Genomic DNA, 18,429 nt, shown 5'->3' with positions numbered 1-18,429 from the left:
GTCCCGACCCAGCCCATGCCCATTGCCTGCCAGAGCACCGTGCCAGCCTCGCTGGAGACGGTGCTCTGGCACGTTCATTTTTCGACCGCCCGCGTGGAGACATCCTGTGGCAGAGCCCACCTTCCTGTGGCACGACTACGAGACCTTCGGCGCCGACCCGCGCCGTGACCGTCCTTCGCAGTTCGCGGCCATCCGTACCGATGCTGACTTCAATGAGATCGGCGAGCCGCTGACCCTCTATTGCAAGCCGGCCGATGACTTCCTGCCCCAGCCGATGGCGTGTCTGATCACCGGCATCACCCCGCAGCAGGCCGAGCGCCGCGGCATCCCCGAGGCCGAGTTCGCCGGGCGCATCAATGACGAGATGAGCGTGCCGGGGACCTGCACGCTGGGCTACAACAGCCTGCGCTTCGATGATGAAGTCAGCCGTCATCTGTTCTACCGCAACTTCCTCGACCCCTACGGGCGTGAGTGGCAGAACGGCAATTCGCGCTGGGACCTGATCGATGTCGTGCGCGCCTTCCATGCCCTGCGCCCGGAGGGCATCGAATGGCCCAAGCGTGAAGATGGGGCGCCCAGCTTCCGTCTGGAGCATCTGACGGCGGCCAATGGCATCGAACACGCCGGCGCGCATGACGCGCTGGTGGATGTGCGCGCCACCATCGCGCTGGCACGCCTGCTCAAGTCGCGCAATGCGCGACTGTTCGATTACCTGCTCAAGCTGCGCAACAAGCGCCATGTCGCCAGCCTGCTGGATATCGGCGCACGCAAGCCGATGCTGCACATCTCGCGTCGCTATCCGGCCTCGCGGGCCTGTGGCGCGCTGGTGGTGCCGTTGGCGGAGCATCCTTCGAATGCCAATGGCGTGATCGTCTATGACCTCTCGGTAGACCCGGCGCCGTTGATGGAGCTGTCACCGGAAGAGATACGTGCCCGTGTCTTCGCCAGTGCCGATGACCTCGCGGAAGGCGAGGAGCGGATTCCGCTCAAGGTCATCCATCTCAACAAGAGTCCGGTGCTGCTGCCGGCCAATGCGCTCAAGGATGTATCCGGGCCGCATGAGGGCGAATACGGCGAGATCGCGGCGCGCTTCAAGATCGACCCCGCCCAGTGTCGCGTGCACTGGAAATGGCTGAAGGACAACGCCGGTATCGGCGTGAAGGTGGCGCAGGTATTCGCCGAGGTGCCGCCGGCCGGGCCGGCTGATCCGGACTTGATGCTCTATTCCGGCGGCTTCTTCTCGCCCGCGGACCGCAAGGAGATGGAGCGGGTACGTGCCACCCATCCCGAGGCGCTGGATGATACGCCGTTCGCCTTCCAGGATGGCCGCCTCGAGGAGATGCTGTTCCGCTATCGTGCGCGCAGCTACGGCTACACGCTCAACTCCGCCGAGCGCGAACGCTGGGAGCAGTGGCGCTGGGAGCGCATGAACGATGAGCAGGTCGCGAGCCTGACCGTGAAGGGCTTCGTCAGCGAGATCCAGCGGCTGGCCCAGAGCGAACAGGACCCGGACCGCGTGCAGATTCTCGAAGAACTGGCGATGTACGTGGAAGGCATCATGCCGCCGCAGGCCTTCGGCTGATGACGGGCTAGCCGGCCCGCTGTGCTTGCCGGCAAGGCATGAATGAACAAGACCCCGACGCGGTCATTGAACTGCACCTCGTCGGGGTCTTGTCATTTCAGGCGCTCGTCCGGTGAGGGGCAGCGTCTGGTTTGCCCGTCAAGCCACTGGCGGGCCGTCGATGCTCAATGCTGAGCATTGCCACTGGCCTTGGCTGAGGGTGCCGCCAGGGTCGCGCCTGTCTCGGCGCGCGGCGCCTCGGGCAGCGGCGGCAGGTCCAGTTCGGTAAGGCGCTGGTCGAAGTCGCTGGGCGTGCCGGGGTCGAAGGCCAGTTCCAGCGCGCTGGAGGCATTCAGCTGCTGCCAGATGGCGCGGATATCCTGTGCGCTGACCTGCTCGACGGCCGCGACCAGTTGCTGGCGGCGGTCAAAGCCTGTCCAGCCGAAGCTCAGCTCGCTCCAGTTGCGCGCTGCCAGCTCGGACAGCTTGCGGGGCTTCTGGGTCAGGCTGTCGACGACGGCGTCGCGGTAGCTGGCAAGCGTGGCCTCATCCAATGACTGCACGCGGCTGTCGAAGCGGGTGAGGAAGGCATCCATGCGCGAAAACAGCGTCTTGCTGTCCCTGGACGGCGACTGCACCAGCAGGCTCAGCCCCGGCGCATCGAGCATGGGCGAATAGCGTGCGGAGACGATATAGCCGAGTTGCTCCTCAGTGCGCAGCTGGCTGTAGAAGGGGGCTTCGAGCAGCTGGCCCAGCACCGCGATGCGTGCCTGGGTCTGCAGCGTACGGTCCTTGCCCTGCAGGTAGCGCAGGGCGCCGGCATCGCCGCGTGTGCTGTCCGGACGCAGTACCGTGTGGTGGGTGGCCTGACGCACTTCCAGGTCTGGCACCGCATCACGAGTGATACGCGGCGCCAGCCCGTTGATCACCAGCTGTCCGGTCTCGCGGGCCTGGTCGGCGGTCAGGTTGCCGGTCACCATCGCCTGCACGTGCAGCTTGGCAAGGAAGCGCTTGCGGAAGCTGTCCAGTGACTGGGCGTCGATCTTGTCCAGGGCGGCCAGTTGTTGCTCGGCGGTGCTCGGCAGACCGACCAGCGCTTCACTGAGGCTGCGGCCCAGGCGCGTGTAGAGCGGTGCCTGAACGCGATTCTGCAGGCTGCGACGCAGGCGTTGAGTGATGCGCTCCAGGGTGGCGGGGGCCATCTCGCCATTCACCAGCTGGTCGAGCACTTCGCGCATTTCCGGCTGCTGACCATCACGCCAGCCACTGAACTGCAGCGTGATGCCACGCCCATGGGCGTAGACCAGCGCATCCTGCCCTGCCAGACGCGCCGGATACAGACGCGCGTTGAGACTGTCATTCAGCCACGCCGCCAGCACCTGACTCATGGCCTGGTCATCCACCGAGCGACTGACGTCGGGATTGAGCAGACCAAAACGCCATTCGGCCTTCGGCACACCGAAGCTCGCATCACCCTGATACCAGAGTTCGGCACCGGGCTCATCGATCAACTGGCTCGGCTTGGCGTCGGCCAGGTCGAGTACGCGGAAGTCCTTGGCCAGATAGGGGTTGGGCTTGGGCAACGCCAGCTGGCTGGCCAGGGTGTCGTCGCCGGCTGTCTGAGCAGCGGCATCCGCCGTCAGGCGCGTCAGGGTATAGGGCGCCTTGAACCACTCGCCCTGTTGATCCCCCTCCACCTGCGGGCCGGAGTAGACCTCCAGCAGGTTGTCGGGTGTCAGGCGAGCGAGGGTGTCCTTTATCAGGTCCGGATCGAAGTCCTGCATCAGGTAGGGCGCCGCCAGCACATCCTCGATCGGGTAGCGCGTCATCATCATCGCCAGATTGCTGGCCAGATTGACCGGTGAGCTGCGCTGCTGGAAGCGGAAGCTCTGCTCACCCAGCTGTGCCTGTTCGGTATAGCGCCAGTCGTTGATGCCCTCATCGCGGATCAGGGCCAGGTAGTCGAACAGCGCGGCACGGATCGCCGCCTGATGCTGCGCGCCTTCCGGGGTCAGGCTGATGTCGACGCTGAGCAGGGCATGCTCGCCATCACTGAGGCCACCGCCGGCCGAGAGGCCATCAGCCCAGCCCTTTTCCTTGAGCACCGCCAGCAGACTGCCTTCACCTTCATGACCGATCAGGTTGGCCAGGTAGCTGACCGGCTGCGATTGGTAGTGGGCGATCGGGTCGTCGATAGGGAACATGAATGACAGCTTGCGCTCCTGCTTGAGTGACTTGACCTCAAGGCGTGCCGGCAGTTCGTCACCGCTGGCCAGGGGCGTGTTGATCTCGGGACGCGACAACCCGCGATCTGGCACATCACTGAAGTTGTCACGGGCCAGCTGCTCGAGCGTTTCCAGCGACTGCGGTCCGACCAATGACAGGCGCATCACGTTGGCGCCGTAGTGGGCCTGATAGAAATCGACCAGACGCTGGCGCAGGCTACCGGCCTCGGTGTCCTTGAGGGTCTCGAGACTGCCGACGCTGAAGCGGTTGAAGGGGTGTTTTGGATTGAGGGCCGCTTCGACAGCCTCGTAGATGCGCCGGCCATCGTCCTGCAGGCGCGCCTGATACTCGGAATTGACCGCATGGCGCTCGCGATCCACGTAGTCGGCGTTGAACTGCGGTGCGACGAAGAAGCGCGCAAAGCGCGGCAGCGCTTCATCGAAGGCATCCGGGTCGATGTCGAAGAAGTAGTTGGTGTCCTGGCTGGCGGTGAAGGCGTTGTGCTGGCCGCCATGCCTGGTGATGAAGTCCTGGTAGGCGTCCGGCTTCGGGTAGCGATCGGTGCCGAGGAACAGCATGTGCTCCAGGAAGTGCGCCAGCCCCGGGACATCGTCGGGGTCCTGGGCGCTGCCGACTTCGACATCGACGGCGGCGGCGGCCTTGTCGGCCTTGGCATCACTGACCAGCAGGACCTTGAGGCCGTTGTCGAGGGTCAGGCTGCGATAAAGTCGCTGGTCGTTCTCGCTCTTGATGACCGGACTGGCCTGCTCGCCCCTGGCGGACGCCGTGCTTGAGGCGGAGTTGGCGGCCGGCGCGAGTGACGATGCGGGCGCAGAAGCCGGGCGGGTATCGGCATGGCTGATGGCCGGCGCCAGACCACCCATGACGATGGCTGCAATGGCCGTGCTCAGTGCAAGAGGGCGAAATCCTGAAGGCAGTGACATCTTCTCTCCTGATTCATGCCACCGCTGCTCGGGCAGGTGGCGCTGACTCGGTGATGGTTCTCATTGGGCGAACATGTGCGCGAGGCGATAGAGCGATGCAGTGCCACCATCGTCAATACGTGCCGTCGACGCAGGCGGATTCAGGTCAGCATCGGGCCGGTGGGGTGGGCGACGCTCCACTCCTGATGCTCGGGGTCGTTGACGAGGCGTGCGACCGGAAAGGCGGCCAGGCTGACGTTCGGTGTCAGCATGCTGCGGGCTGTCTCCAGCGGCGTCTCGGCATTCAGCCAGTCGCGTACCTGATGCGGCGCGATCACGGCGGGCATGCGATCGGTCAGGCGTGACGTGACCCCGGCGCACTCGACACTGATCAGCGCGAAGCTGTCGCGACCCTCGGGGGGGAGCCCCTCCATCAGGGGAGCGCTGAAGTGGCGCGTCCAGAGGGCGGCCAGCAACAGCGGAGCGCGGGTCGGGTGCGTGACCAGAAACGGCTGCTTCATGCGCGGTTGTTCCTTCCACACATAGACACCGCCGACGGGGATCAGTGCCCGTTGGCTGATGAACGACTCGCGGAACATGCGTCGCGTTTCCAGCGACTCTGCACGCGCCACGTGCGGGGCGTGGTCCATGATCTCCAGCCAGCTGGGTGTCAGGCCCCAGAGTGCCGGCACCAGCCGCAGGCTGGGGCCTTCCAGACGCAGCATCGAGGCGGGCATGCGCGGGGCGCGATTGGCACTGACCAGCAGTTCGCTGCGCAACTGGCGTTCGAGCGCGGGAGTCGCCAGCGACCCGAACAGTTCGTCGGGGGGCAGGTCAGCGGGGTAGGGGGGGATATACAGACGACCGGCCACGAGAATCCTTTGAGGCGATGAGGCGAAGGGAACATGCAGCGGCAGCTGCTGCCTGAGATGGGGTGTGGATCGCGCTGCACGTCACGCATGCCAGCATGCCACACCTTGGTGATGCTTGCGTTTGTGCTCAGTCTCGATATGCTGGACGGAAACACTGTTCGATTCAATGACTGATACGGGGTGCTCCAAGAGGTGCCCGCAAGGCGTCGCAACCCTTTGCCCACCCGTGCTGTCCGAACACACGCCGCGTCAGACTCGCTACGCGGTAACGCATCTCAAGCATCAGAGGAATTCGATGGCCCGTCCACGTCAGCATGCACCGGAAGCGCTGCATGCGCGGGTAATGGAGACCTGCGATGAATGGCTCAAAGAGCAGCCCGTTCACGCCCTGTCTCTGCGCAACCTGGCTCGCGAAGTCGGTTGTGCGCCCAGCACCCTGCTCAAGCTCTATGGCAGCTTCGGCAACCTGCTCCAGCACGTCAATCTGGCGACGCTGGACAGGCTGCGCGATGCGATAGCCGGACAGGAGACGCCGAGTCCTTCGGAGCGCCTCAAGGCCTTGGCGCGCGCCTACTGGGGCTTCGCCCAGCGCGACCCTTATCGCTGGCAGCTGCTGTTCGACTTCCCGCTCGCCCAGGAAGGGGAGCTGGACCAGCGTCAGAACGCGATGATCGAAGGGCTGTTCGAGCGTGTGGAGGGGGCTTTGGTCGAGTACGCCCCACGCGTCGAGTCCGTCGAGGCCAAGCGCATGGCGCGCACGCTGTGGGGTAGCGTGCATGGTCTGGTGCAGCTGGGCATGAACGAGCGTCTGGGGCTCTGGCAGGGGCAGCCACTGGAAGTGACGGAGCTTCTCGATCAGTTGCTGGACACCATGTTGGCAGGGCTCAAGGTACGCAGCGAGGCTGCGTGTGCGGGGGATGCCACGGAAGCTGGAAAATGAGTCGAGAACTGCTCCGGCGACCCCGTTTTGCGCCCTTCTTCTGGACCCAGGCCCTCGGGGCCTTCAATGACAATCTGTTCAAGAACGCCTTGCTGCTGCTGATGACCTTCGTGGTCATCGAGCAGCGGGGCTGGGACACCGGCATCGTCAACAACCTGGCGGCCGGTCTTTTCATCCTGCCTTTTCTGCTGTTCTCCGCCTGGGGCGGCCTGTTGGCTGACCGCCTCGACAAGCAGCGCCTGATCGTGCGACTCAAGTGGCTGGAGCTGGCTACCATGAGCGTGGCGGCCGGCGCCTTGATCTTCGAAGCCTGGGAGTTGCTGCTGGCGCTGCTGTTCATGATGGGCACCCAGTCGGCGCTCTTCGGCCCGGTCAAGTACGCCATCCTGCCCCAGCATCTCAAGCCGGATGAGCTGGTCAGCGGCAATGCCTGGGTCGAGCTGGGCACCTTTCTGGCCATCCTGATCGGTACCCTTGCTGCCGCGGCCTTGATGGCACTGGGCGGCGAGCTGGCACGCTGGGCGCTCTCCGCGTCGCTGGTTTCCTTGTCCCTGCTGGGCGTGATGGCGGCCGGCAAGATTCCGCCGGCACCCTCCGCTTCGCCCGGCCCCGTGCCGTGGCGGCCGCTCTCCGGCAGCATCGCGGTGATGCGTGAAGGGCTGAGCAACCGCCGGCTACGCTGGGCGCTGCTGGGCATCAGTGCCTTCTGGTTCCTCGGCGCCAGCTATCTGACGCAATTGCCGGCCTATGCGCGCGATATCGTGCATGGGGCCGAAGGGGCGACCTCTGCCTTGCTGGCGGCCTTTGCCATCGGTATCGGGTTGGGGTCGCTGGCCTGTGAACGTGTCTCGCGCGGGCGCCTCGAGACGGGACTGGTCCCCTTCGGCGCGCTGATCATCTTCGCTGGCGGGCTGGATCTTGCCCTGCGCCCGGCACTGGCTGAGGCGCAGATGGCCATGCCCTTGATCGAGCTGCTGGGCATCGCCGGTTTCTGGCGCATGTGGCTGGATCTCGGCGTCATCGGGTTCGGTGGTGGCCTCTATATCGTGCCGCTCTATACCCTGTTGCAGATCCGCAGTCCTGAAGATCACCGCGCACGCATGATCGCCGCCAACAACGTGCTCAATGCCCTGCTGATGGTGCTGTCGGCCGGTGCCGGCATTCTGGTGCTGGGCGTGATGGGGCGCGATATTCCGGATTTCCTGCTGTTGCTGTCCCTGATCAGCGGACTGATCGCAGTGGTCTGCATGCTGCGCGACCCGCGCCCCTTCCTGCGCCTCAATATCTTCATCCTCATCCACCTGATGTATCGCCTGCACCTCAAGGGGCGCTGGCGGATACCGGCGGAAGGGGCGGCGCTGGTGGTGTGCAATCACGTCAGCTTCATGGATGCGCTGATTCTGGGCGGGGCCAGTCCGCGTCCGCTGCGTTTCCTGATGGATGCCGAGATCTATCACTCGCCGTGGCTCAAGTGGTTCTTCCGCATTGCCGGGGCGATTCCGGTGGATTCCTCACGCAAGGACCCGGCAGGGGTGCGCCGTTCGCTGGAGGAAGTCGGCAAGGCGCTGCGCGAGGGAGAAGTCGTGATGATCTTCCCCGAGGGCAAGCTGACGCGTGATGGTGAGGTCGGCCGCTTCCGGCGCGGGCTGGAGTTGATTCTGGCGCGTGACCCGGTGCCGGTGATTCCGATGGCGCTGGGCGGACTATGGGGGTCCTGGTTCTCCCACGGCGGCGGGCCTGCTTTCGCCAAGTTCCCGCGGCGTCTGCGCGGGCGGGTAGAGCTGTGTGTAGGACGTACCTTCGACCCTGTCGGCACCAAGGCGGTGGAGCTCGAAGAAGCGGTGCGTGATCTGCATCGCAAGGCGACACGCCTGGCAGGCAATCGGTGACAGGATGAAGCGGCCTCGCTCGTGTTCAGCCGTCACCCCGGTTGGTGAGAGCCAGCCCTGCCCCTGAAGACAAGACGCCGCCCGTGATCTCGCGGGCGGCGTCTTTTTGCGTGTGCCTCATCCAGGGCGGCCGGTGGGCTCACTCAAGCAGACGTGGTGGCGCCACTGCGGGCACTGGGCTGATTGGACGGGGCGGTATGGCGCGTGATCCAGAAGCCGATGCTGCCGATCAGGCAGGCTGTCAGCATCACCAGGGGCACCGGCAGCATGTCAGTGCCGTTCAGCCACAGACTGGCAATGGCACCATAGAGCCCGCCGCCCAGGAAGAGCGTGGTGCCCGAGATGGCATTGGCGACACCGTGACCGCGGGCGAAGAGCGACTGGTAGTCTGCCATCACGTTGGGGGTGATCATGGCGCCTGCGCCAAGTACCACCAGCATGCCGGGAATCATGGTAGCGGCGCTGATCATGCCGCTCAGGCCCAGCCCCAGCAGCCAGCAGATGCCTGTCAGCTGGACACCCAGTGCCAGCTTGACCAGGGTGCGCATGCGCAGGTGCTTGAGGCCGACATGATTGAGACGATTGCCGACGAACATCGCCACCACGTTGGCACCGAAAGCCAGCGCGAACTGAGGCGGTGTCATCCCGAGCAGCCCCTGATACAGATAGCTGGCATTGGTGATGAAGGTGAACATGATGCCGGGGCCGCACAGGATCAGCATCAGATGGCCGGGTACACCGCGCGTGGAGAGGATGTCACGATAGCTACGCAGCACATTGCGGGGCTTGAAGGGCGTGCGCTCGCTGGGCGGGTGGGTTTCCGGCAGCCAGCGATGGATGATCAGGCCGACCAGCAGTCCGTAGACCCCCAGCGCGAAGAAGATTGTCGTCCAGTGGCTCAGCGAGATCACCAAGGCCCCGAGGGACGGGGCGATCAACGGCGCGGTCATCAGCACCATGGTGACGTTGGTCATCAGGCGAGCGGCGTCCTTGCCGGTCGCGACATCCCTTACCACGGTGCGTGAGACACCACCTGTCATGCCGGTGGCGATGCCCTGCAGCACTCGCCAGAACAGCAGCCAATGGAAGTCGCGGGTCAGTGCGCAGCCCAGACCGGCGACGAGAAACAGCACGAAGCCGCTCAGGGCCACCGGGCGACGCCCCAGGCTGTCGGACAGCGGACCGCCGCCCAGCTGCCCCATCGCGTAGCCGAAGAAGAACATGGTGATGGTCAGGCCGATACGATGCTCGTCCACGCCGAAGTCGCCTGCCATGGACGGCATGGCAGGCAGATAGGCGTCAGTGGCCAGAGGGGCGAGGGCGACCATCAACGCCAGCATCAGCGTGAAGCGGGCGGGGTGGTGCTGCAGTGCAATCTTCGAAGGGGAGGCTGAGGTCATGTCGGCCCTTTGTGCAGGTGGTGGGCGTGGCGGAAAGACGGTCGGCGGATTCGGTGGCGGTGATCGTGAGTCAACAGGCCGGATGTCACCGTGCTCGTCGTGGCGCAGGCAGAGGATAACGCGTGTCTTCGCCATTGGCCGCTTCACGGCATGCAACACGGCATTGCAACGAGCTGGAACGTGAAGAGCCCGCCGGGTGGCGGGCTCTTTTTGGCATCACGACGTGATGCCGAGGGGCAATGGCGACATCAGGTGCGTGTGGTGCGGGCTGCCTGCCAGCAGCGTGCCGAGGTGATCTGGTTGTCCTTCACCTGCTGGATCTCGATGCGCGTAGTGCCGATGGCGAGACTGGCCGGAGCATCCGGGAAGGATTCCAGGTGTTCCAGAATCAGGCCGTTGAGTGTCTTGGGACCGTCAGTCGGCAGCTGCCAGCCGATGGCCTTGTTGATCTCGCGGATGTTGGCGGTGCCTTCGATCACGTAACTGCCGTTGTCCTGCGGGTGGATCTCCTGATGCGTACCGGCGACATCGGTGGTGAACTCGCCGACGATCTCCTCGAGGATGTCCTCCAATGTCGCCAGCCCCTGCACATCGCCATACTCGTCGACCACGATGCCGATGCGGCGTTTCTGCTTCTGGAAGTTGAGCAGCTGGGTATGCAGCGGCGTGGACTCCGGGATGAAGTAGGGCTCGCGGGCTTCCTGGATGATGGAGGCCTTGGTGACCTCGTCCAGTGACAGGAAGCGCGCCGCGTTGCGCAGGTGCAGGATGCCTATGATGTTGTTGATGTCCCCCTTGTAGACCGGCACCCGCGTGTGCTGACTGGCGCGGATATGGCTGAGGATGATGTCGAGGTCATCGTCCAGGTCGATGCCGAAGATCTCCTGACGAGGCACCATGATGTCATCGACGGTGACGTTCTCGAGATCGAGGATCGACAGCAGCATGCCCTGGTGGCGACGCGGAATCATGCTGCCAGCCTCATGGACCACGGTGCGCAGCTCGTCACGAGTCAGGCTGTCGGCGCCGCCGCTGACATCGCGCACGCCGAAGAGACGCAGCAGGCTATTGGAGATGCCATTGACCAGCCATACCAGCGGGTAGAGCAGCTTGAGCAACGGCTCCAGTACCAGAGAGGCCGGATAGGCGATGCGCTCCGGGTTCACGGCGGCCATGGTCTTGGGCGTCACTTCGGCAAAGATCAGCACCACGATGGTCAACACGGCGGTCGAGACGGCCGGGCCTGAGACATCACCGAAGTAATGGATCGCGATGATGGTCGCCAGCGAGGCGGCCAGGTTGTTGACGAAGTTGTTGCCGATCAGGATGACGCCGATCAGGCGGTCCGGGCGGGAAAGCAGGCGGGTAACACGCTTGGCGCCGCGCTCACCGCCCTTGGCGCGGTGACTGAGACGGTAGCGGTTGATCGACATCATGCCGGTCTCGGAACTCGAGAAGAAGGCAGACAGGATGATCAGGATGACCAGTAGGCCGAACAGCAGCCCCAACGGGGTGTCGTCGCTCAAGAGTGAAGGGTCCTCGGTGGCGGATTTAGGCGCATGATACTGACACGCTCGCTGCAATGCATCAGGCGCAGCGAGCGATCTCTGTCGGGATGGCAGGACTTAGTGGGAAAATATCACTTGCAGCACGAACTTGGTGCCGAAGAAGGCCAGTGCCAGTACCAGGCAGCCGCCCAGTGTCCAGCGTGCGGCACGCTGGCCGCGCCAGCCCAGCACGTGATGCCCGAACAGCAGTACGGCGAAGATGATCCAGGCGCCAAGGCTGAGCACGGTCTTGTGAGCCAGATGCTGGGCGAACATGTTGTCCAGATAGATGGTGCCGCTGATGATCGATACGCTGAGCAGGATCATGCCGGCCCAGATCAGCTCGAACAGCGCGCGCTCCATGCTGGTCAGTGCCGGCAGCACCTGGACGATACCGCGGGTATGTCGCTTCTTGAGCGCATGCTGTTGCAGTGACAGCAGCCCGGCCTGCATGGCCGCGATGCTGAAGAAGGCCAACGCCGCCACCGAGGTGAAGATGTGGGCGACCAGGCCGGGGGAGAGCGGGTTCTCGGTGGTGGCGCTCGGCAGGTTCATCACGCCGAGCACGCAGGCGGCGGCGACCGGGAACAGCGCCGCGCCCCCGGCGATCACCGGCTTGAACAGGCTGGCGATGACCAGCAGCAGGCAGATGGCCCAGCTGACCAGCGAAGCGCTCTCGAACAGTCCGAGGTGCAGCGCGCCACCGTGGTTGAGCGTGACCCAGACGATGACGGAATGGCAGGCGACGGCGATCAGCGCCAGGCTGCGCACCAGACGCGTGCGTGCCGGGACGCGGCGTGTCAGGGTAAGGCCCTGCCAGAGGCCGGCGCCGAGATAGAAGATGATGGCCAGAAAGGCAAAAGGCAGAGCCTGCATGTGCTGTTGTCCAGGTGCCGGAGGGTAGCGGGAGATCAGGCCTCGCATGAGACACTGTCTATCTGCAGAGACTATACCGAATGCGCCGCCGGGATTGCATCCACTCGCGGTGTCCTGTCGCGTGCTCTGACGGGCGATGAGGCCCGCGCGGCAACAGACTCCGCATTGCATGACGATTGTCGGCGCTGCTTCCTTCATGCATGTCATCGCCAGGATGGCGACTTGCAAGTCTTGCATGCATGGAGACACGGCCGCCCTGTGCGTATAATGCGCGACAGGATAACCATTCACGCGCTGGGGCGTCATGCCGTGCGCCGGTCACGAGGTGGCTTACGCCCTCGTCCCCGCAGCGCGGACCCCAGACGTCCCTAGCCGGAGAGGCCCATGTTTCAAAGTTTGAGTGATCGCCTGTCGCATACGCTGAAGTCGATTACCGGCCAGGCCAAGCTGACGGAAGACAACATCAAGGACACCCTGCGCGAAGTGCGCAAGGCGTTGCTTGAAGCCGATGTCGCGCTGCCGGTGGTCAAGGCCTTCATCGAGCGAGTGCGCGAACGTGCCGTCGGTCAGGAAGTGTCCAAGAGCCTGTCGCCGGGCCAGCAGTTCGTCAAGATCGTCCAGCAGGAGCTGGAAGCGATCATGGGCGAAGCCAATGAAGGTCTGACGCTCAAGGGCAGTCCGGCCGTCATTCTGATGGCAGGCCTGCAGGGCGCGGGCAAGACCACCACCGTCGCCAAGCTGGCACGCTACCTGCGTGAGCGCGAGAAGAAGAAGGTGCTGGTGGTCTCGGCGGACGTCTATCGTCCGGCCGCCATCGACCAGCTGGAAACGCTGGCCAAGGAAGTCGGGGTCGATTTCTTCCCCTCCGACTCCTCCCAGCAGCCGGTGGCCATCGCCGAAGCGGCGATGAAGCACGCGCGTATCCAGTTCCACGACGTGGTGCTGGTCGATACCGCCGGTCGCCTGCATGTCGATGCCGACATGATGGACGAGATTGCCGCCCTGCACCGCAGCGTCAATCCCGACGAGACGCTGTTCGTCGTCGATGCGATGACCGGTCAGGATGCCGCCAACACCGCCAAGGCCTTCCATGAAGCCTTGCCACTGACCGGTGTCGTGCTGACCAAGGCCGACGGTGATGCGCGTGGCGGTGCGGCCCTGTCCGTACGTCACATCACCGGCAAGCCGATCAAGTTCATGGGCATGGGGGAGAAGGTCGACGCCCTCGAACCCTTCCACCCGGACCGCATCGCCTCGCGCATCCTCGGCATGGGCGACATGCTGTCGCTGATCGAGGAAGCCGAGCGCACCGTCGACAAGAGCAAGGCCGAGCAGCTGGCCAGCAAGGTCAAGAAAGGCGAAGGCTTCGATCTCGAGGACTTCCGTGACCAGTTGCAGCAGCTCAAGAACATGGGGGGCATGGGCAGCCTGATGTCCAAGCTGCCGGGCATGGGGCAGCTGGCGGAAGTCGCCCAGAGCCAGGCCAGCGAGAAGGAGCTGGGCAAGCTGGAGGCGATGATCAACTCCATGACGCCCAAGGAGCGCCGCAACCCAGCCCTCATCAATGGGTCGCGCAAGCGCCGCATCTGCATGGGCTCCGGTACTCAGGTGCCGGACCTCAACCGTTTGCTCAAGCAGCACAAGCAGATGGCCAAGATGATGAAGAAGGCCGGCAAGAAAGGTGGCATGCAGAAGATGATGCGTGGCATGTCCGGCATGATGGGCGGTGGCGGTGGTCCTGGCGGCCCCGGCGGTATGGGGGGCATGGGCGGTATGGGTGGCGGACGCTTCCCGCGTCGCTGATTGCTGACCCGATGCCCGATGCAGCGCTGATGAGACATGGGCGCTGACACCTGGAATAGCGCTCCGTGGCACGTCCCGTGTCGCGGAGCGTGTGTATGGCCTTGGAAAAAGGTTTCCAAGGCTTGCCAATTTCCGTAGAATGTCGCCTCTTCGTGTGGACCCTCCATGCGAAGACGAGTTCTGTGGCACGATTTTCACTTCAACACGAAGGACAGATTACGCAATGGTTACCATTCGTCTGGCACGTGGTGGCGCCAAGAAGCGTCCCTTCTACCACCTGGCTGTAGCTGACTCCCGCACAGCCCGTGATGGCCGCTTCATCGAGCGCGTCGGCTTCTTCAACCCGGTCGCTCGCGGCCAGGAAGAGCGTCTGCGCGTCGATCTCGAGCGCATCGCTCACTGGCAGCAGCAGGGCGCACAGGTCTCTGACCGTGTCGCTCAGCTGATCAAGGAAGCTGGCAAGCAGCAGGCTTGATTCCAGGATGCCTACTCAACCGAACAATCCGCAGCCGACCGCAGCGTCATCGCATGACGATGATGTGGTGGTAATGGGGAAGCTTACCAGCCCCTATGGCGTCAAAGGCTGGCTCAAGGTGTATTCCTACACCAGCCCGATTGACGGCATCTTCGATTACGCTGGCTGGATGCTGAAGCTGGACGGGAAGCAGATTCCCGCCCGCCTCGCTCAGGCACGTCGCCATGGCAAGGGCCTGGTGGCACAGCTCGAAGGTATCGACAGTCGCGAAGCAGCACAGGAGCTGGCCGGGGCGGAGATTCTCCTGCCCAAGCAGCACCTGCCGCAGCTGGAAGTCGGTGAGTACTACTGGCATCAACTGGAAGGTCTCGAGGTGGTAACGCTGGATGGCCAGCGCCTCGGGAAAGTGAGCACCCTGATGGAGACCGGTGCCAACGACGTTCTGGTGATAAAGCCGAACGACGACAGCATCGATGAGAAGGAACGGCTCGTGCCGTACCTTCCCGATCAGGTGGTTCGCGATGTGGATCTCACCTCTGGGCGCATGAGCGTCGACTGGGATCCCGAATTCTGATGTTAAGCACAGAGAGCTGACGCCTGTGTGGATTGGTGTAGTGAGCCTGTTTCCGGAAATGTTCACGGCGATTACCGCCAGTGGCGTGACCGGCCGAGCGGTCGACAAGGGCCTGCTCGAGGTTGATTTCTGGAATCCTCGCGACTACGCCACCGACAGGCACCGTACGGTCGATGATCGTCCCTACGGCGGTGGTCCCGGCATGTTGATGAAGGTCGAGACCCTGCGAGGTGCCATTCGTGACGCCCGTGCCGCTGGTGGTGACGACGCCCGCGTGATCTATCTCTCCCCGCAAGGCCGCAAGCTGGATCAGGCCGGTGCCCGTGAACTGGCGACGAATGAGCGCCTGATCGTGGTGGCCGGACGCTATGAAGGCATTGACGAACGCGTGGTGGAAGAGGAGATCGATGAGGAGTGGTCGATCGGCGATTACGTCCTGTCTGGCGGGGAACTGCCGGCCATGGTCCTGATCGATACGGTTGCGCGCCTGGTGCCGGGCGTACTCGGGCATGAAGCCAGCGCGGAGGAGGATTCCTTCACTGATGGCCTGCTCGATTGTCCGCACTATACCCGCCCTGAAGTCATCGACGGCAAGCGGGTGCCGGATGTTCTGCTCAGTGGCAATCATGCCCTGATCAAGCGCTGGCGGTTGCAGCAGTCTCTGGGACGTACCTGGCTCAGGCGTCCGGATTTGCTGGAGAGTCGCACGTTGACTCGTGAGGAGCGCAAGCTGCTCGACGAGTTCATCGCGCAGCACGCCCGGAAAGGCAAGGCCTGACCGCTGCGAACCGAAGGTTCGCTGTCAGGAGAAGGCCACCACCGTGGCGGAGGTGCGGCACGGCCCGGAGTCATCTTGCGGGAGTTCCGTGGCGCGTCACACACAAGGTCGATCCCCGTGTTCAAGGCCGTTTGCGGTGCCGGGGTCATGACGAACATCAATCTCGGGATTGATGCTAACGAATTTGGAGCTAGCGATGAGCAGCAAGAATAAACTGATCCAGGCGATCGAAAACGAGCAGATGGCCAAGGAAGTCCCGGCCTTTGCACCGGGCGACACCATCGTCGTCCAGGTCAAGGTTGTCGAAGGTACTCGTGAGCGTCTGCAGGCCTTCGAAGGCGTGGTGATCGGCAAGCGTAACCGCGGTCTGAACTCCGCCTTCACCGTCCGCAAGATCTCCCACGGTGTGGGCGTCGAGCGTACCTTCCAGACTTACAGCCCGCAGGTTGCCGCTATCGACGTCAAGCGTCGTGGTGACGTCCGTCAGGCCAAGCTGTACTACCTCCGTGAGCGTAGCGGCAAGTCTGCACGCATCAAGGAAAAGCTGGGCTAAGCGCTCCGCATTCCCTGACTGCAGAACTCGGCAGTACTGCGGGGGAGCGAATTGCCACTTGCTCCTCCGCCACACGAAGACCCCGCCATGCATCGCATGGCGGGGTCTTCGTGTGTGCGCCAGGGAAATCCGGTGTGACTTGCAGCGGGTTCATTTCATCGTCAGGGCATCACGGTAGAATCGAGGCTCACGCAGGCCCGGTGCCGCGGTACATGACGGCCACGCGAGCGTGGATGGCGCGTCATTCAGGATGGGGGAGCGGGAATGATGGACGACGATGCGTTGGTCGAGGCCTTTCTCGATACGTTGTGGCTAGAGCGGGGCGCCAGTGACAATACGCTCGGTGCCTATCGCAGTGATCTCACGGCCTGGCGGCGCTGGTTGGCCGATCAGGCGGAGGCGGGTGCTGACACGGTGCCCTTGCTGAGCGTGGCACCGCAGAAGGTGCAGGTCTTCTGTGACTCGCGGCGTGAGTCGCATGCGCTGCGCTCCACGGCGCGCCTGCTGTCGGCATTGCGGCGCTTCTATCGCTGGGCGCTGGCCGAAGGCATGATCGAGGCGGACCCGCTGCATGAGGTGCGCCTGCCGCGCGTGATTCCCAGCCTGCCGGGCACGCTGGATGAGGAAGAGGTCGAGCGCCTGCTGGAGGCGCCGGATCTCGAGACGCCCATCGGGCTGCGTGACCGCACCATGCTCGAAGTGCTCTATGGGGCGGGGCTGCGTATCAGCGAGCTGGTCAACCTGAGTGTCGATGCGCTCAATCTGCGCCAGGGCGTCGTGCGTGTCACCGGCAAGGGCGATCGTGAGCGGCTGGTGCCGCTGGGCGAGGAGGCCTGTGACTGGTTGTCACGCTGGCTGTCCGTTGGCCGACCTGCGATGATGGCCGACCAGACGCGTCCGGCACTGTTTCCCGGCCGACACGACAAGGCCATGACGCGACAGACCTTCTGGCATCGCATCCGGCGTCACGCCGTGACTGCGGCCATCAGCAAGCCTCTGTCACCGCATACGCTGCGCCATGCCTTCGCCACGCACCTTCTCAATCACGGTGCCAACCTGCGTGTCGTGCAGCTGTTGCTGGGACATCGTGATCTTTCCACGACCCAGATCTATACCCATGTGGCCCAGGCGCGTCTGGAGCGTCTGCATGCCGAACATCATCCGCGTGGCTGAGTGTCCTTTCCTCTGCGCGCGGACGCCAAGGAGTGTTTGATGAGCAAGTCTTTCCGTCGTCCGCAGGCCCTGTCCCGTGCGATTCGCCTCTTGAGTGCCGGCGCCGTGCTGACGCTGGTGGCGCCATTGGCCCAGGCTGATACCCTGGATGATCTGCGTGACAAGCTCGTCGTCAATGGCCAGCCGCTGCCGGTCGAATCACTGGCCTCAAGCCCCATCGATGGCCTCTATGAGGTGCGCCTGACCAGTGGCGAGAGCTTCTTTACCGATATCGACGGCAAGCATCTGATCGTGGGTGAGATGTACCGCAATGATGGCGACAAGGGGCTGGTCAATCTCAGCGAGCAGAAGGCCAATGGCGAGCGTCTCAAGCTGCTGGCCGAGGTCAGTGAAGATGATATGGTCATCTTCCGCCCGGCGGGTGAGGTCAAGGCGGTGATCAGTGTCTTCACCGACACCACCTGCCCGTATTGCCGCAAGCTGCACCAGGAAGTGCCGGAGCTCAATGCACGCGGCATCGAAGTGCGCTATCTGGCCTTCCCGCGCGGTGGCATGCGCTCGCAGGGCGCACGTGAACTGGCGCAGGTGTGGTGCGCCGAGAATCGCACCGAGGCGATGAACCAGATCAAGAATGAAGGCGAAGTGCCCAGGCAGGCGGCCAGCTGCGATGCGCCGGTGCAAAGCCAGTATCAGCTGGGCACGCGCATGGGAGTGCAGGGCACCCCGGCCATCGTGATGCCGGATGGCCAGATGGTGCCGGGCTACCTGCCGGTGGAGCGTCTTGCCACCATGCTGGGCATCGATGACTGAGCCACACGAATCACATGAACCACAGGCGA

15 protein-coding genes are annotated in these 18,429 nt (G+C 64.0%); 10 read left to right on the top strand and 5 right to left on the bottom strand.

Annotated elements, in window-relative coordinates:
- The first annotated feature begins 106 nt into the window (after window positions 1-106).
- On the top strand, window positions 107-1,582 hold the full coding sequence (gene sbcB / locus AC5WNI_RS15705) for an exodeoxyribonuclease I (RefSeq protein WP_175090732.1): 1,476 nt from the start codon (window positions 107-109) through the stop codon (window positions 1,580-1,582).
- Between the two features lie 164 nt (window positions 1,583-1,746).
- On the opposite strand, the gene AC5WNI_RS15700 is transcribed toward sbcB, so the two are convergent.
- Both AC5WNI_RS15700 and AC5WNI_RS15695 read right to left on the bottom strand, forming a co-directional pair.
- Window positions 1,747-4,731, bottom strand: a complete 2,985-nt coding sequence (locus tag AC5WNI_RS15700; protein WP_175090731.1) for an insulinase family protein — start codon at window positions 4,729-4,731, stop codon at window positions 1,747-1,749.
- A 140-nt stretch (window positions 4,732-4,871) separates the two neighbouring features.
- The gene (locus AC5WNI_RS15695; protein WP_282627968.1) at window positions 4,872-5,582 is read right to left on the bottom strand and encodes an SOS response-associated peptidase; all 711 of its coding nucleotides are present in this window, start codon (window positions 5,580-5,582) and stop codon (window positions 4,872-4,874) included.
- Between the two features lie 295 nt (window positions 5,583-5,877).
- On the opposite strand from AC5WNI_RS15695, the gene AC5WNI_RS15690 reads away from it, so the two are divergent.
- The gene (locus AC5WNI_RS15690) at window positions 5,878-6,522 is read left to right on the top strand and encodes a TetR/AcrR family transcriptional regulator (RefSeq protein ID WP_043336466.1); all 645 of its coding nucleotides are present in this window, start codon (window positions 5,878-5,880) and stop codon (window positions 6,520-6,522) included.
- Window positions 6,519-8,411, top strand: coding sequence for an MFS transporter (locus AC5WNI_RS15685; RefSeq protein ID WP_175090729.1), 1,893 nt, complete (start codon window positions 6,519-6,521; stop codon window positions 8,409-8,411). Before AC5WNI_RS15690 ends, AC5WNI_RS15685 begins: the two co-directional genes overlap by 4 nt.
- A gap of 143 nt (window positions 8,412-8,554) precedes the next feature.
- Here the strand turns inward: AC5WNI_RS15685 and AC5WNI_RS15680 are convergent, their stop codons facing one another.
- The 3 genes from AC5WNI_RS15680 to AC5WNI_RS15670 form a co-directional block, all read right to left on the bottom strand.
- Window positions 8,555-9,811, bottom strand: coding sequence for a multidrug effflux MFS transporter (locus AC5WNI_RS15680; RefSeq protein WP_175090728.1), 1,257 nt, complete (start codon window positions 9,809-9,811; stop codon window positions 8,555-8,557).
- A gap of 248 nt (window positions 9,812-10,059) precedes the next feature.
- Window positions 10,060-11,337 (bottom strand): HlyC/CorC family transporter, encoded by a 1,278-nt coding sequence (locus AC5WNI_RS15675; RefSeq protein WP_175090727.1) that lies wholly within the window; start codon window positions 11,335-11,337, stop codon window positions 10,060-10,062.
- A gap of 99 nt (window positions 11,338-11,436) precedes the next feature.
- Complete coding sequence (locus AC5WNI_RS15670) at window positions 11,437-12,234, bottom strand: cytochrome C assembly family protein (protein ID WP_175090726.1); 798 nt, start codon at window positions 12,232-12,234, stop codon at window positions 11,437-11,439.
- A gap of 384 nt (window positions 12,235-12,618) precedes the next feature.
- On the opposite strand from AC5WNI_RS15670, the gene ffh reads away from it, so the two are divergent.
- The 7 genes from ffh to AC5WNI_RS15635 all read left to right on the top strand — a co-directional run bounded on the left by ffh (window position 12,619) and on the right by AC5WNI_RS15635 (window position 18,400).
- Complete coding sequence (gene ffh / locus AC5WNI_RS15665) at window positions 12,619-14,037, top strand: signal recognition particle protein (protein ID WP_495928559.1); 1,419 nt, start codon at window positions 12,619-12,621, stop codon at window positions 14,035-14,037.
- Window positions 14,038-14,260: 223 nt separating this feature from the next.
- A complete protein-coding gene (gene rpsP, locus AC5WNI_RS15660; protein WP_175090724.1) occupies window positions 14,261-14,512 on the top strand; it encodes a 30S ribosomal protein S16 in 252 nt (83 codons plus the stop codon).
- A gap of 7 nt (window positions 14,513-14,519) precedes the next feature.
- Window positions 14,520-15,086, top strand: coding sequence for a ribosome maturation factor RimM (gene rimM, locus AC5WNI_RS15655; RefSeq protein ID WP_175090723.1), 567 nt, complete (start codon window positions 14,520-14,522; stop codon window positions 15,084-15,086).
- A gap of 25 nt (window positions 15,087-15,111) precedes the next feature.
- Window positions 15,112-15,864 (top strand): tRNA (guanosine(37)-N1)-methyltransferase TrmD, encoded by a 753-nt coding sequence (trmD, locus tag AC5WNI_RS15650; protein WP_175090722.1) that lies wholly within the window; start codon window positions 15,112-15,114, stop codon window positions 15,862-15,864.
- A 196-nt stretch (window positions 15,865-16,060) separates the two neighbouring features.
- Window positions 16,061-16,417, top strand: a complete 357-nt coding sequence (rplS, locus tag AC5WNI_RS15645; protein WP_175090721.1) for a 50S ribosomal protein L19 — start codon at window positions 16,061-16,063, stop codon at window positions 16,415-16,417.
- Window positions 16,418-16,684: 267 nt separating this feature from the next.
- Entirely contained in the window at window positions 16,685-17,590 is a 906-nt protein-coding gene (gene xerD / locus AC5WNI_RS15640; protein WP_175090737.1) for a site-specific tyrosine recombinase XerD, read from the top strand.
- Between the two features lie 39 nt (window positions 17,591-17,629).
- Window positions 17,630-18,400, top strand: coding sequence for a DsbC family protein (locus AC5WNI_RS15635; protein ID WP_495928558.1), 771 nt, complete (start codon window positions 17,630-17,632; stop codon window positions 18,398-18,400).
- Window positions 18,401-18,429: the final 29 nt, after the last annotated feature.

It is taken from the genome of Cobetia sp. PDI-12MA (genome assembly GCF_059507695.1).
Note: the sequence above shows the minus strand (reverse complement) of the source record. Positions and strands in the feature narration are given on the sequence as shown.